The sequence below is a fragment of the Polynucleobacter sp. JS-Polo-80-F4 genome (genome assembly GCF_018881965.1).
Taxonomy (GTDB): Bacteria; Pseudomonadota; Gammaproteobacteria; order Burkholderiales; family Burkholderiaceae; genus Polynucleobacter.
The window spans coordinates 1431244-1445392 of record NZ_JACVPI010000001.1; the positions used below are offsets into that span (position 1 = coordinate 1431244).

The following is a 14149-nucleotide window of genomic DNA, read 5'->3' on the forward strand; positions in this document are numbered from 1 at the left end:
AAATTACGCCAATATTAACTCGGGATAGGCCCTGGGTAAATCCCAACAATCCCTAGAGTCGCATATCTTTGGCCTAACTAGGTATTAACACTAATTTAGGGCACGAGTTAAGATGACCTCATATTCACCAAGAGGGTTGCAATATGAGTCCAAAACTCCCCGTTCATAACTCACAGACTATTACTGAGTTTTTGAATCTTCATCAAAGTCAAATATCAGAAGAGGATTCAGATGACTCTTATAAGTTTGCTTTTGACGATGAAGCCTTTTTGGCTCGTAGAGAAACAATGGGCATTCGCTTTGAATTAGAGTTGCTCAAGCCAGAAGTCCTGCTCAAAGAGCATGGCATCGAACATACGATTACCGTTTTTGGTTCAACCCGTTTTGTGAGTCATGAACAGGCAATGGAGTTGAAAGAGCGAGCTAAAACCCCGGAAGAGATTGCGCTTGCTAATAAGGCTTTACTGCATAGTGAGTATTACGAGTCTGCAAGACAGTTCGGTTCAGTAGTAGCTCATTACAACGCCACCCAAAAGAGTAACTCCAATAAGCTTCATATCTGTACAGGTGGTGGTCCTGGCATTATGGAGGCTGTCAATCGTGGAGCATTTGAAGCTGGCGATAAAACTATTGGTTTTAATATCAGCCTTCCTAGAGAGCAGCAACCCAATCAGTACATCAGTCCGGGGCTTAGCTTTCGTTTTCATTACTTTGCACTACGCAAGATGCACTTTATGTTGAGGGCTAGGGCAATCGTTGCCTATCCAGGGGGCTTTGGCTCCTTTGATGAGCTGTTTGAGGTCTTAACTCTGATTCAGACTAAAAAGGTTGTGCCAATTCCGGTGATATTAGTAGGTAAAAGCTATTGGAATGAGATGTTGAATTTCAAGCAGATGGTGGAATTTGGCGTGATCGATGAAGAGGATATGCAAAGTATTCACTTTTCAGAGACGGCCGAGGAGGCTTGGCAGGTCATTCAAGATTGGTATCGGTTAGGCTAAGAGCGCTAGCCCCTGTAAAATCAAAACATGAATCCCTCGCAAACTAGCCTGGCAACCTCTCTAGATCTTCCCGGTTATCTCCTGGGTGGTGCCATGCTTTTGTTGGTCATGGTTTTCCATGGCGTCGCATTGCTTCAGATTGCTAAGCGGTATGAAGTAAAAACCTTTCTGTACTTGGCTGAGAAGAAATACTCTGCTGTCGCACTCTGTTTTTATATTAGCGTCTTCTGCTTATTCTTGACACACATTGCTGAAATACTGATTTGGGGCATTGCCTTATATACATTCAAGTTACTGCCCGCATTAGGTCAAAGTATTTTGTTTAGTGGCAGTACGTACACCGCTATGGGTTTTATGGAAGACACTCTTCCGGATGGTTGGAAGATGCTTGCGGTCATCATCGCCTTTTCTGGAATGTTTTCCTTTGCATGGACTGCATCAGTCATGATCTCGATGACCAAGAGCTTCCGCCAAGCCTATACCAAGCTGCACATGAGAAAACTCAACATCTCATCTGACATCATTGATCGATTTGAGTAAATTATGAGTAAGCATGGGTAAAGTATGGGATGCCATCATTGTCGGTGGCGGTGCTGCAGGTCTATTCTGTGCCGGGGTTGCTGGCCAGTTGGGCAAGAAAGTACTCGTTCTGGATCATGCAGAAGTTTTAGGTGAGAAGATCCGTATTAGCGGGGGCGGCCGTTGTAACTTCACCAATCTTCATAGTAGCCCGGCAAATTTTCTCTCTCGCAATCAGCATTTTGTTAAGAGTGCGCTTGCCAGATACCCCTCCATGGAATTCATTAAGCTGGTAGCTTCCTATGGAATTAATTATCATGAGAAACATCAGGGCCAATTATTTTGTGATGACTCTGCTAAACAAATTATTGACTTACTCTTTGCTGAATGCGCCAAAGGAAACGTCACTATTCGTAATCCAGTCACCGTTCAGTCAATTGAGCAAGAGGGTGATCAATGGAGGGTTGCTACTAGTGCTGGTACTGAAAAGTCTAGGTCGGTAGTCATGGCAACGGGTGGTTTACCAGTGCCTGCGATTGGCGCCACTGCTTATTCCTTAGATATTGCCAAACAGTTTTCATTAAATGTGATTGATCCAAGGCCTGCTCTAGTACCGCTGTCTTTTACTGCAGATAATTTTGGTAATCTCAATGACTTAGCTGGCCTGAGCGTTCCAGTCAGAATTGCTTCTGGCTCAAAAGGCCATCGTTATGGTGCTTGTAGGTTTAACGAAGATCTCCTGCTTACCCATAAGGGACTGTCTGGTCCGGCAGTTCTTCAGGCTAGTAGCTATTGGGAAGAGGGCGAGCCGATTCATATTGATTGGCTTGGGGCTATCGAGCGCCCTGGCGGATTTAATTGCGACGAACTATTTAATAATGAAGAGAATCGTTTGAAATTAACCGAGACGATTCTGGCATCAGTTCTACCGCAGCGTTTAGCAAAAGCATTTGCAGATCAAAAAGGTTTAACCGGTCGCAAATGGGTTGAAGTTTCTAAAAAGGATCGTCAAGCCCTCAAGGAGCTCATTACGAACTGGTCAGTAAAGCCGGCAGGCACCTTGGGCTGGAAAAAGGCTGAGGTGATGCTAGGTGGTGTAGATACTAAAGAGCTTGATGGCCAAACTATGATGTCACGCAAACATCCAGGATTATTCTTTATTGGTGAATGCGTGGATGTTACTGGCCATTTAGGTGGACATAACTTCCAGTGGGCCTGGGCAAGCGGTTTTGCTTGCGCACAGGCCGTATAAAAACCAGCCCTTATCTGGTTTGCTTCTTCTTTTCTCGCGAGCGGATATTTAAAAGCTCGACTGATAGTGAAAACGCCATAGCGACGTAGACATATCCTTTGGGAATATGAACACCCATACCCTCAGCGATCAGCACTACACCCACAACCGTCAGAAAAGATAGGGCTAGCACTTTAATTGAAGGATGGCGATGCACAAAATCCCCAATGGGTTTTGCTGCAATCAACATAATCAGGACGGATGCTAGAACTGCAGCAATCATGACGCTAATCTGATCAACCATACCTACAGCAGTGATTACGCTATCTAGAGAGAAAATAATATCTAGCAGTCCAATTTGTAGAACAGAGCCAATAAATAAAGAGAGCATAGACTTGGCATTCTTTTTTCCGTTAGATTCGCCTTGCTCATCGCCATGTTCTCCAACTTCGACCTCTACATAAATTTCTTTAGATGCTTTCCAGATTAAGAAGAAGCCACCAAGTAGCAAGATTAAATCTCTACCGCTAATAGATTTCTCGGCAATACTAAAAAGCGGTTCTGTAAGGCCCATGACCCAGGAAAGACTGAGTAATAAAAGAATACGAGTGACTAAGGCAAAAATCAGACCAAAGCGACGAACCTTCTCGCGAATCTCTATGGGAAGTCTATTGGCGATAACGCTGATGAAAATGATGTTGTCGATGCCTAGAATAATCTCCAGGGCAGAGAGTGTCAGAAAAGCGATCCAAGCATTGGGGTCGCTTAGAAGTTGCATAAAACTTTCGATCATTTTTTACTTTGCAGTTGTGGCCTTAAGGTAAAGTGTATCCAAGTAAATGAAATGCATCTCTTAATATATAAGCCCATACAGAATATCGGGATATTGCTTGGGCTAATTACTAGTTTGGATGATTTCTCATCCAGTCAGCAGTATTGAAAAAGGATTCTTCTAGTTGCTTGGCAGCGCTGCCCTCAATGCAGCAATCTTCCATGGCCTTATACATGCAGGCTAGCCATTGATTGCGTTCTTTTAGGCCAATCTTAAATGGGAGATGGCGGGCTCTTAGCATTGGGTGACCATATTTGGGGGAGTAGATATCGGGGCCACCCATCCACCCAGTTAGGAAGAATTTGAGCTTCTCACGAGAGTTCGAAAGGTCTTGGGGGTGCATAGCTCGAAGATCCCCAAAATTCGGTTCTAGGACCATTAAATCATAAAAACGATCGACTAATTCGTCGACTTTATCGATGCCCCCAATAGCCTCATAAATGGATTGTCTGTCAGTCATTCCCTTATTTTAATGTGTTCAAGCGGGGGAATTGGCAGTTACACAAATTCGGTATAGAGTTGAACATCGAAGTTTCATTAACCCTTGCTTATAGGAGCGTAGAAATGGATGCTAAAGAATTACAAAAATGGCAACGTGAAAAGGCTAAAGAGCTTTTTGATTACTCACATACTCTTTTAGAGGCTGCCAAGAAATTGAGTGAACATCATTTGGCTGAGGTTGAATGGGGAGTCAAAAATGCCTTAGACAGCGCCAAGTCAGCTGCGAAAAATGATTTAGCTAAATTAAAAGACTTGCAGGAAGAAGCTGCCAAGGAAGCTGCTAAACGTGCGGCTGCCTATCAAAAGAAAGTGAAGTCAGTTTTGAAAGAGCTTGGTGATGGGGCTGCGGATGAAACTGAGAAGCATCTAGAAAAAGTGCGCAGTTCTTTAGTGGGCTGGCTTGAGGATGCTGAAAACAAAATACCGGCTCATGCCGATAAGCTCTCTAAAGTTGTTCATGAAATGTCTACTACAGGACAAAACATGTTTAAAGAGGGGCGCCGCATAGTTAATCAAGTGGCGGAGACTGCAGAAAAAAATATTGATGACTTGGTTAAAAAATCTGGAGCCAAAAAGAAGTCGGATGAATAGTAACCTTTACTGATGTGAAAACGAAAACCGCCTCATTACTGGGGCGGTTTTTTATTGCCAACCCTGTAGCCAAAGCTCACTATTGGTGAGGTCGCGCCAGGCGATTTGCGTGGTCTTCTTAGAAAAGACTGCCTCAATTTCTACAAACTCAATTTTTTCACTTGGAGGCTCGGGAAGAATGACTTTGCTGACTAAGAAATGCTTTTGTTTGGCAATGGGATTTACTGCTGTCCACTTAGTTAGGAGTAGCTTCTTGGGGCTTAATCGATTCATGATGAGTTTTTTCAGCAATTCTTATAAAGCAGTGCACTGAAACTCTTGTCCATGGATCAGTAGTAATCCAGAGGAGGGTGTAAATGTCGCGCTAGACTGAGTGGTTTGGCCTGGACACTGTTGATCAAAGAAGCTTTCATTACCCAAGCTGCCACAGTAATCCAATTTATCACCTTTAAATTCCATTTGGGCTTTGCGAAGCACCATGGGAATCTTTCCATCGCTAGTGGAGCTGCAATTCCAGCTGGTGTAGACCTCTCGCTCACAGGCGCACAAGCCCAGGAGGATGGCGAGGCAGGCCAGTAGGCGAATACAGGGAGTTATATGGATAAGAGGCATGTCCTAAGAATAGTGATTTTTTCAATATTCTGCCCAAGACCGGAGTTTGGTATTAATATTTACGGCAGATCGTTTAGAGAACGTATCGGCACTAATAAAACATTAATAAAAAGATTGAAGGAGACGCTGTGGATACAAATCGAAGAGATGCGCTGAAATTGGGCGCTACTGCTGCTATGAGTGGCATGTTTATTTCTAATGCCATTGCTGCGCCAGATGGCCAGCCACCGATCGTGGTCGAGCCTTTAACTGGCAAGGCTGGACTCAGGGTTGCTAACTACCTACCAAAAATGGGCGCTACTTCCAGATTAGGTTTAGTAACAAATGACGGCATGGTAGTGGATATTCCTGCTGAGGCTGCTCGTCAAAAAGTGCAATTGTCATTTGATCCGACTTCAATGATTTCTTTGGCTGGTTCAGGCAATAAAGGTTTGCTTGAGTTAGCGGCATTATTTAAGGGTCGCGGAACTAACTTACAGAACGTGAATCAAGTAATGTTGCTTTCGCCTATTCCTAAACCACAAAGCAATATTTATTGCGTGGGTTGGAATTATCTTGACCATTTTGAAGAGGGTCTTAAGCACCGCGCTGATACCGCTGTAAAAGAGTATCCAAAGGTCCCAGTGCTGTTTACTAAAGGCACTCAAACCATGAATGGCCCATTCGATAACATTCCTTATGATGCTGGCATCTCCACCATGATTGACTGGGAGGCTGAGCTAGCAGTGGTGATTGGTAAAAAAGGTAAGAATATCTCTGAAGATAACGCCATGGACTATGTCTTTGGCTACTCTGCTTACAACGACACTACAGCGCGTGACATTCAGCAAAAACGTCAGTCTGGACAATGGTTTAAAGGCAAGAGCTTGGATGGTCACGGCCCAATGGGTCCATGGGTTGTTACTGCCGGTGGCGTCAATTTGGATGACACTCGCATTATTTGTCGCGTGAATGGTGTTGAAAAGCAAAATGCTAGTTACAAGCAAATGTATTTCAAGATCCCAGCAATTATTGCTGAGCTATCGCGTGGCTTAACATTACTACCCGGCGATATCATTGCCACTGGCACCCCATCTGGTGTTGGCTCTGGAAGAACTCCTCAAGAGTTTATGAAGCCGGGTGACGTAATGGAAACCAACATCACCGGCATCGGCATCATTCGCAACAAGATTGCTTAACTAATTAACTCGGTTAGATTTACTGACAACAGCAAGGACTTAGAGGACCCAGAAGTGGTGGGTTCCGTCCTTGCCTAGTTGTTCTACTAAACCAAACTCCCAATCAAGATAAGCCTGCATTGCTGCGGGATCTACGCTAGTACCCTCATAAGGGCGCTTATAGCGATCCAGAGGAGGCGAGGCTAAATGACTTGGGCCTTTCTCTAGCTCCAGCCCTGCTTTTACCCAGGCCGCATTTCCACCTGCGAGAATCAACACCTCGGCATCGGTAAGCGTTTTCAGTTCTTGGGCAGCAAAGGAGCTGAGTTCACTTGGTGCGCTGGTGATGACATAGCGATCTACCTGAGGAATCTTTTTCAAAGCTTCAGCCAGTTGTGAGCGTAGGGCATACCAACTTCCAGGAATATGCCCCTTAACGTAGTTGGCGTGTGTACTGAAATCAATGGCAATCGTATTGCTATCTGATTTGAGCCAATTAGAAACCGTCTGAGCATCTACGGTTTCTATTGTTGGAAGAGTTGGTAGAGGCGTCTTCCAGACTCCTTTTTCGGTGAGGTCAGAAGTATTTGCTCCATCGAGCACGTAGACATCCCACGCCATTTGTGCCAACCATGAAGCAGGCATATTAGCTCGCACTCCACCACCGCTCGGGTCAACCAAAACAATGCGGGCGCCACGAACTGGGGCAACCATCTCTGTTTCTTGAACCAACTGTCCGCCAGGTACGGATCTAAATCCGGAAAGATGTCCAGCTTCATATTCTTCTGGGGTACGAGTATCAAAGAAGTAGGTAGTGCGATCGGATTGTGCTTTCCAAGTTTGGACATCACTAAGACTGGCGCGCTTGACGCCTGCTCTATCGGCAACACTGCGAGCACGCTCTGCTGCATCAGTCTTAGTAGCTTCACTTACTTCCTGAAATTTCCTACTTTGACCTTTATCTAGCTCTTGTCCTGCTAAGGTCCAGCCGATCGTACCGTTACGCAGTGCATTGACCTCATTAGGAATGCCAGCATTAATCAATGACTGAGTACCAATGATGCTACGTGTTCTGCCAGCGCAGTTCACAATGACTTTGGTCTTTGGGTTGGGGGCTAGCTCAGGAAGACGTAGGACGAGTTCAGCGCCTGGAACGCTAATCCCTGTCGGAATGCTCATGGTGTTGTATTCATCAAAGCGACGGACATCCACAACCACGACATCTTCTTTGTTATCAATTAACTGCTTTACTTCTTGAGCTGATAGGGAAGGGGTGTGACGTTTAGATTCAACAAATTCACCAAAAGACTTGCTAGGAACATTAACGTCTTTGAATACCTCGCCACCTGCAGCCTTCCATCCTTTTACGCCACCCTCAAATACAGAAACATCAGAATAGCCAAGATGAATTAAGCGTTCTGCAGCCAGCCTTGCAAATCCTTCGCCGTCATCTAGTGTGACGATGGGTACATTCTTCTTTGGCAGCTTGGCGTAAGCGTCGATCTCAATTCTGGAAAGAGGGAGGTTTGCAGCAAAGAGGGGATGTTCTTGTGCGTGAGGATCTTCTTCCCGGACATCTAATAATGCAATCTCTTCTTTGTTAAGAAGTTTATTGCGAACAAATGAATAATTTTTAGTCTCAATGCTCATGCTGTCTCTTAATTGTTTTTTAATATTTCTTTTATGAATCTATTGTATTTAATCTAACTTGGCACCAGACTTTTTAACTACTTCACCCCAGCGTGTAATTTCCTGATTGATGTAGGCAGCAAGTTCGGGGCGTGTCATCTTAGGAACAGTTGCTCCCATAGCCGCCCAGCGCTCTTTGATCTCAGGTGAGGCAAGCGCTATCTGCACTTCGGCGCTCATCTTATCGACGATATCCTTAGGCGTGCCTTTGATTGCCCACATGGCATACCAGCTCGAGACGATGAAATTACTGATTCCTAATTCTTGAGCAGTCGGCACATTTGGAAATGCATCAACTCTTTTGGAGGTGGCTACTGCAACCGCAATCAGTTGACCATTCTTAATGAAAGGCGCTGCGCCTGCTAGTGTGTCAAACATCATATCTACTTGGCCCGCCACGAGATCTTGCAGCGCTGGTCCAGTGCCGCGATAAGGAATGTGCGTAATGAACAGTTTGTTCTGCATCTTAAATAGCTCACCGGTTAAATGCTGTGATGTGCCATTGCCTGTAGATGCGTAGTTATATTTCCCTGGATTCTTGCGAATCTCTTCCATGATGGATTTCAAATCATTCTTTGGAAACTTAGTTGGATTCACAACGATGACATGGGGAACGCTACCAATGATCGCGATAGGTTCAAAATCTTTGGTGATGTCATATGACAGGTTGGTGTACATGCTTGGCGCAATCGAATGATGCACTGCACCAAGAAGCCAGGTATAGCCATCAGGAGCCATTTTTGCTGCAACTGCAGCGCCCAAGGTCCCGCCTGCGCCACCCCGGTTATCAACCACAATAGAGTCGTTTAATTGGACTGAAAGTTGCTTAGCTAGAGGGCGTCCAAAGGCGTCTACAGCACCGCCTGGTGGGAAAGGGTTAATAAAGGTAATTGGCTTGTTAGAAGCCGGCCAGGAGCTGGTTTGAGCGCTGGCTGAAAGTGTGATTAGTCCGCCAATCAACAGTAGAAGGACATTTCTGAGCATTTTGCGTGTCTCCAAGCTATTTATGAGGATGTGAATCTATTGTGGCTGAACACGCCAATATAAGAGTTATCCCTGATTTGGGGGGCGATTTTCTATGCTTTTTATGGGGATATACTGACTCCGCTGTCAGTATAAATATTCATTTGTTAACAGGAGACGAGATGTCACAACACGATACATTGTTAGCTGCTTTTGAAACTTACAAAGCTGAAAACGAAAAATTCATTGAAAAAGGTATTAAGGCATCTGCTGCTCGCGCACGTAAGGCCTTGCAAGAAATCGCTGGCGCCTGCAAAGAGCGTCGTAAAGAAATCACAGCCGCAAAAGAGGCGATGGAAGCTAAGAAGTAATTCTCACTCCAGACTGATTGATAAGCCTAGCTTTTACGAGCTAGGCTTTTTTCTTTCTAGAACGCTAGCTAATATTAAATTTAGATAGCTACGCTAAATAGAGTGAGCTTCATAGCTTTGCTACGAATAGGAACAAGTGCTTGGTACTCTGGACTATTTGCCCATGTGTGAGCATCCTGTGCGCTTGGAAACTCTAGTTCTACAAATGTTTTGAAGGGTGCAATCTTGAGTTCATTCCAGAATAGCTCGGAAATCGATCCTCGATTTTTGATTGAGCCCTTGTACAGCTCAACTGTTTGACCCACTTGGGAACGGTATTGCTCAAAAGCACCTTGATCTATCAGCTCCATCAGTCCAATTACCTTAACCATCGTGACTCCCCATATAGATTACTGAATCTCAGAGAGTATATCCAGGCTATAGTGATGGTATGGATACAGAGCAATTTTTACAGCTCCTTCATCAGGATGGGTTTCCTGAGCCGGTTGAGGTTCAGCAGCCTGTTAATGGATATCTAAATGATCATGAGCATCCTTTTGAGGTAAGGGCACTAGTTATTCAGGGCGGTATCACCATCATCACTAATGGTCAGAGTAAGGCTTACAAGGTTGGCGATATATTTCAGTTGAGTTTTAAGCAGCCTCATGCAGAATCGTATGGACCAGAGGGTGTTACATACTTGGCCTCCAGAAAACAATAAAACTAGGAACATTATGAAAATCGGATTTGTTGGACTTGGCAATATGGGTCTACCAATGGCCCTCAACTTAATCAAAGCAGGACATCAAGTCACTGGCTTTGATTTAGTAAAGAGTCAGCTCGATGCATTTGCTGCTGCAGGTGGCATCGTTGCAGTCGATGCAAACGCCACCGCAAAAGATGTTGATGTATTGATTAGCATGCTGCCTGCATCCCGCCATGTGGAGCGTTTGTACCTTGGCGATACCGGCTTGCTAGCAAATGCGAATCCAAAGACGCTCCTCATTGATTGCTCAACGATTTCACCAAAGGTGGCACAAACAGTTGCTGCTGCGGCCAAGGCAAAAAGTTTTGTCATGATCGATGCACCAGTCTCAGGCGGAACTGCTGGCGCGCAGGCAGGCACATTAACGTTTATGGTCGGTGGTGATGCGAGCGCTGTTGAGTGCGCGCGTCCATTGCTAGAGAAAATGGGTAAGAACATCTTTCATGCTGGCACCAATGGGGCGGGGCAGACCGTCAAAGTCTGCAACAACATGATGTTGGGTATTCAGATGCTGGGTACTAGTGAGGCATTACGATTAGGAATTGCCAATGGCATGGACCCTAAGGTGCTCTCCGACATCATGTCAAAAAGTTCTGGGCGCAATTGGGCTTTGGAGTTATATAACCCATGTCCGGGCGTTATGGAAAACGTGCCATCCTCAAAAGGTTATGCAGGTGGCTTTGGTGTCGACCTGATGCTCAAAGACTTAGGTCTGGCAGTGGAGAATGCGGAGAACCTAGATGCTAGCGTCCCACTAGGAAAGCTAGCCCAGCAACTGTATGAAACTCACAGCAAAGCAGGCAATGGTCAGCTGGATTTCTCGAGCGTATTTAATCTCAAGAAATAATCTAAGAAACCACCAAAGGTTTTTCTTGGCGCTTACTCATTTGACCAATGACGCGGGCACCCAAGAAGTGATGCTGATTGAAAATATCCAACACTTCTTTCACGCTGTCAGGACTACAGGACACCAATAAGCCGCCACTAGTTTGTGGATCGGTTAATAAGGCACGTTGAGCTGGTGTGAAGTCTGCGGGAATGCCGACTTCATCGCCGTAGCTGAGCCAGTTTCTATCTGAGGCGCCAGTAATAACGCCATCATCAGCAAGTTTTTGCACGTTTGATAGCAGGGGCACTTGGCTCCAATCAATATGCGCTGTGCAGTTGGATCCTCGTGCTAACTCTAAGGTATGGCCAGCCAATCCAAACCCAGTAACGTCAGTTAATGCATGGACACCAGCAAGCTTGGCTAAATCAGGGCCTGCAGAATTCAGCTTAGTGGTATTCGAGATCATCTCGCGATATCCGTCTGAGCCTAATAAATCTTTTTTCAGGGCAGCAGATAAAACACCAACACCCAATGGTTTTCCTAGGATAAGAACGTCACCTGGTTTAGCGCTAGCATTACTCTTCACACGCTTAGGATCAACGATACCTATTGCCACCAATCCATAGATAGGCTCTACTGAGTCAATGGTATGTCCACCAGCAATAGGGATACCGGCACTGCGACAAGCTTCGCTACCACCCTCTAAGATTCGAGCAATCGTTTGATTGGATAACACTTTAATCGGCATACCGACTAAAGCAAGCGCAAATAAAGGGGTGCCACCCATCGCATAAATATCACTAATCGCATTAGTAGCAGCAATTTTTCCAAAATCAAATGGATCATCAACAATCGGCATGAAAAAATCGGTTGTTGCTACGATCGCCTGAGATTCATTAATTTGATAAACAGCTGCATCGTCAGACGTCTCAATGCCAATCAGTAATTCTTTTGGGAAAGGTAGTTGTGGAACGTTCTTCAGGATTTCTGAAAGAACGCCCGGGGCAATTTTGCAACCGCAGCCACCGCCATGCGAGAGGGAGGTAAGACGAGGTTCGGTGGTTAATGTATCCATGATAAATATTCTAAACGCATGCTCATTAGCGGTTAAAGCTTCTTTTGGGTGGACTACTACGTTTTGCTGGAGCCTTCTTTGCTGGCGCTCCGCCTGATCCGGCGGGCCTTGGCTTTCTGGATTGCTGGTGTTGCTGACTACGTAACTGAATTGGCTGAGCCACGGCATTAGGATCTGGCTCAAAACCAGCGATCACTTCCTGCGGCAGCTTTTGCTTAATGAGTTTTTCGATATCTTTGAGCATTTGATGTTCATCAACGCACACCAACGATACGGCTACACCATTTGAACCTGCGCGACCTGTACGTCCAATACGATGAACATAGTCTTCAGACACATTCGGAAGGTCGTAGTTCACGACATGGGGGAGCTGGTCAATATCAATACCGCGTGCAGCAATATCAGTGGCAACTAAGGCGGTTAACTTACCTGCTTTGAAGTCAGCCAATGCTTTAGTTCGTGCAGATTGGCTTTTGTTGCCATGGATGGCCATGCTGGTAATGCCATCCTTTTCTAATTGAGTCACTAATTTATTAGCGCCATGCTTAGTGCGAGTAAAGACCAGTACCTGCTTCCAGTCATTACTCTGAATGAGATGGGCTAAGAGGGGGTGCTTCTTTGCTCTATCTACCGGGTGGATTAACTGGGCAATCGCCTCATTAGTGCTATTGCTGCGAGCCACTTCAATCAACTCAGGCGCATTTAATAAGCCGTCGGCTAAAGCCTTGATTTCTGTTGAGAAGGTTGCTGAGAATAATAAGTTCTGACGCTGCTTTGGAAGGACGGCCAAGATTTTCTTAATGTCACGCAAGAAGCCCATATCGAGCATGCGATCGGCTTCATCGAGAACCAAAATTTCAATATCCTTGAGGGATACACAATTTTGCGACATCAAATCCAATAAGCGACCTGGGGTAGCAACCAAAATATCTAATCCGCCAGCGATGGCTTTAATTTGGGGGTTGGCACCAACGCCACCAAAGATAACCGTGGACTTCAGACCGGTGTATTTGCCATAAGTCACTACCGACTCTTGCACTTGAGCTGCTAGCTCACGTGTAGGTGTCAGAATTAAGACGCGCAACAGACGTTTGCCTGAGCTTGCTTTGCTTGAAGTTAATCGTTGCAGAATCGGCAGGGTAAAGCCGGCAGTTTTGCCTGTGCCAGTTTGTGCTGCAGCTAAAAGATCGCCGCCTTTGAGAACGGCGGGAATCGATTTTGCTTGAATCGGGGTAGGGCTGGTGTAGCCTTCTTCAGCAATAGCACGAAGAATGGGTTCTGATAAACCAAGATCTGTAAATAACATAGGGACCAATAAAGTATTGACCCGTATTCAACGTATTTAAAAATCGACTATCCCGGTCAATGGGGTGAGCTGCTGCGCTAGCGCGTTTGCAGTAAGAGGATCTATTTTAAGTCATTGACCTCAAATACCAGAGAATTGCCCGATTAAGCTGGGTTCCAGAGATTTGGAACGACAGTATTTGCGTAACCAGACACAAAGGATTTTTCTACTCCAGTGACAGGATCAAAGACTGAGCGATGAATACGCCCGATATTGCCACCATACACATGAATGCTGATTGATGTCTGATCGCTTAGACTGTTCTCCACCACATGAATGTCATGGGTGCCTGGTGACACAGTGTCAACGTGCCCGGGAGGGCTGATACATGGATCTCCTGCCTTGAAGCTGCCATCGGTTTGGCGATAGTAAGGTGTGCCGGTTTCTTCACCACGCAGCTGGCCGATCATTCCCCAAACAGTGTGATTATGCAGAGGTGTTTTTTGCCCAGGACCCCATACGAAGCTCACGACAGAAAATCGATCCAACGGATCTGCATACAAGAGATATTGTTGGTAATACTGTGGATGGGGTTTGGTAAATTCTTCAGGCAACCAATCGTCTATTGCAATCAGTTGCTCCAGCATTTTTTTGCCGTCAGTAAAAACTACCTCTTCGCTTGGTTGCTTCTCAAGTAGGGCACTCAAGCCTTTAACAAAGGTCAGTAATTTTCCATCAGGCATATTTT

At 45.4% G+C, this 14149-nt stretch carries 18 protein-coding genes; 8 read left to right on the plus strand and 10 right to left on the minus strand.

The window, feature by feature from the left end; genetic code table 11:
* Positions 1 to 143 precede the first annotated feature (143 nt).
* From ICN20_RS07395 to ICN20_RS07405, 3 genes are read left to right on the plus strand one after another with little or no spacing between them, the layout of a single operon-like run.
* Complete coding sequence (locus ICN20_RS07395) at positions 144 to 1001, plus strand: LOG family protein (protein WP_216239186.1); 858 nt, start codon at positions 144 to 146, stop codon at positions 999 to 1001.
* Between the two features lie 27 nt (positions 1002 to 1028).
* On the plus strand, positions 1029 to 1541 hold the full coding sequence (locus tag ICN20_RS07400; protein ID WP_216239187.1) for a hypothetical protein: 513 nt from the start codon (positions 1029 to 1031) through the stop codon (positions 1539 to 1541).
* Positions 1542 to 1554: 13 nt separating this feature from the next.
* Entirely contained in the window at positions 1555 to 2772 is a 1218-nt protein-coding gene (locus tag ICN20_RS07405) for an NAD(P)/FAD-dependent oxidoreductase (RefSeq protein WP_216239189.1), read from the plus strand.
* 10 nt (positions 2773 to 2782) lie between these two features.
* Here ICN20_RS07405 and ICN20_RS07410 read toward each other — a convergent pair whose 3' ends face one another.
* Both ICN20_RS07410 and ICN20_RS07415 read right to left on the minus strand, forming a co-directional pair.
* Positions 2783 to 3529 carry a TerC family protein gene (locus ICN20_RS07410; protein ID WP_255534683.1) on the minus strand — a complete coding sequence of 249 codons (747 nt, stop codon included), beginning with the start codon at positions 3527 to 3529 and terminating at the stop codon, positions 2783 to 2785.
* Positions 3530 to 3653: 124 nt separating this feature from the next.
* Complete coding sequence (locus ICN20_RS07415; RefSeq protein ID WP_216239192.1) at positions 3654 to 4043, minus strand: group II truncated hemoglobin; 390 nt, start codon at positions 4041 to 4043, stop codon at positions 3654 to 3656.
* 104 nt (positions 4044 to 4147) lie between these two features.
* Between ICN20_RS07415 and ICN20_RS07420 the strand changes: the two genes are divergently transcribed.
* The gene (locus tag ICN20_RS07420; RefSeq protein ID WP_216239193.1) at positions 4148 to 4675 is read left to right on the plus strand and encodes a phasin family protein; all 528 of its coding nucleotides are present in this window, start codon (positions 4148 to 4150) and stop codon (positions 4673 to 4675) included.
* A 51-nt stretch (positions 4676 to 4726) separates the two neighbouring features.
* Here the strand turns inward: ICN20_RS07420 and ICN20_RS07425 are convergent, their stop codons facing one another.
* Both ICN20_RS07425 and ICN20_RS07430 read right to left on the minus strand, forming a co-directional pair.
* Positions 4727 to 4948: a TIGR02450 family Trp-rich protein gene (locus ICN20_RS07425; protein WP_216151962.1), complete on the minus strand. Its 222-nt coding sequence runs from the start codon at positions 4946 to 4948 to the stop codon at positions 4727 to 4729.
* A 21-nt stretch (positions 4949 to 4969) separates the two neighbouring features.
* Positions 4970 to 5287 carry a hypothetical protein gene (locus tag ICN20_RS07430; RefSeq protein ID WP_216239194.1) on the minus strand — a complete coding sequence of 106 codons (318 nt, stop codon included), beginning with the start codon at positions 5285 to 5287 and terminating at the stop codon, positions 4970 to 4972.
* Positions 5288 to 5415: 128 nt separating this feature from the next.
* Here ICN20_RS07430 and ICN20_RS07435 point away from each other — a divergent pair, with 128 nt between their 5' ends.
* Positions 5416 to 6465, plus strand: coding sequence for a fumarylacetoacetate hydrolase family protein (locus tag ICN20_RS07435; protein WP_216239195.1), 1050 nt, complete (start codon positions 5416 to 5418; stop codon positions 6463 to 6465).
* Between the two features lie 39 nt (positions 6466 to 6504).
* On the opposite strand, the gene ICN20_RS07440 is transcribed toward ICN20_RS07435, so the two are convergent.
* Positions 6505 to 8094 (minus strand): rhodanese homology domain-containing protein, encoded by a 1590-nt coding sequence (locus tag ICN20_RS07440; protein ID WP_216239196.1) that lies wholly within the window; start codon positions 8092 to 8094, stop codon positions 6505 to 6507.
* Between the two features lie 48 nt (positions 8095 to 8142).
* A complete protein-coding gene (locus tag ICN20_RS07445) occupies positions 8143 to 9117 on the minus strand; it encodes a tripartite tricarboxylate transporter substrate binding protein (protein ID WP_216239200.1) in 975 nt (324 codons plus the stop codon).
* Between the two features lie 161 nt (positions 9118 to 9278).
* Between ICN20_RS07445 and ICN20_RS07450 the strand changes: the two genes are divergently transcribed.
* Positions 9279 to 9467 carry a hypothetical protein gene (locus ICN20_RS07450; protein WP_028819023.1) on the plus strand — a complete coding sequence of 63 codons (189 nt, stop codon included), beginning with the start codon at positions 9279 to 9281 and terminating at the stop codon, positions 9465 to 9467.
* Between the two features lie 80 nt (positions 9468 to 9547).
* Here ICN20_RS07450 and ICN20_RS07455 read toward each other — a convergent pair whose 3' ends face one another.
* Positions 9548 to 9838, minus strand: a complete 291-nt coding sequence (locus tag ICN20_RS07455; RefSeq protein WP_216239202.1) for a DUF1330 domain-containing protein — start codon at positions 9836 to 9838, stop codon at positions 9548 to 9550.
* A gap of 59 nt (positions 9839 to 9897) precedes the next feature.
* Between ICN20_RS07455 and ICN20_RS07460 the strand changes: the two genes are divergently transcribed.
* A complete protein-coding gene (locus tag ICN20_RS07460) occupies positions 9898 to 10167 on the plus strand; it encodes a cupin domain-containing protein (protein WP_216239204.1) in 270 nt (89 codons plus the stop codon).
* A 13-nt stretch (positions 10168 to 10180) separates the two neighbouring features.
* Positions 10181 to 11059 carry a 3-hydroxyisobutyrate dehydrogenase gene (mmsB, locus tag ICN20_RS07465; RefSeq protein WP_216860197.1) on the plus strand — a complete coding sequence of 293 codons (879 nt, stop codon included), beginning with the start codon at positions 10181 to 10183 and terminating at the stop codon, positions 11057 to 11059.
* Position 11060: 1 nt separating this feature from the next.
* On the opposite strand, the gene selD is transcribed toward mmsB, so the two are convergent.
* From selD to ICN20_RS07480, 3 genes are all read right to left on the minus strand, one after another.
* A complete protein-coding gene (selD, locus tag ICN20_RS07470) occupies positions 11061 to 12116 on the minus strand; it encodes a selenide, water dikinase SelD (RefSeq protein WP_216239206.1) in 1056 nt (351 codons plus the stop codon).
* 25 nt (positions 12117 to 12141) lie between these two features.
* Complete coding sequence (locus tag ICN20_RS07475) at positions 12142 to 13422, minus strand: DEAD/DEAH box helicase (protein WP_216239207.1); 1281 nt, start codon at positions 13420 to 13422, stop codon at positions 12142 to 12144.
* Between the two features lie 143 nt (positions 13423 to 13565).
* A complete protein-coding gene (locus ICN20_RS07480; RefSeq protein ID WP_216239209.1) occupies positions 13566 to 14144 on the minus strand; it encodes a hypothetical protein in 579 nt (192 codons plus the stop codon).
* Positions 14145 to 14149: the final 5 nt, after the last annotated feature.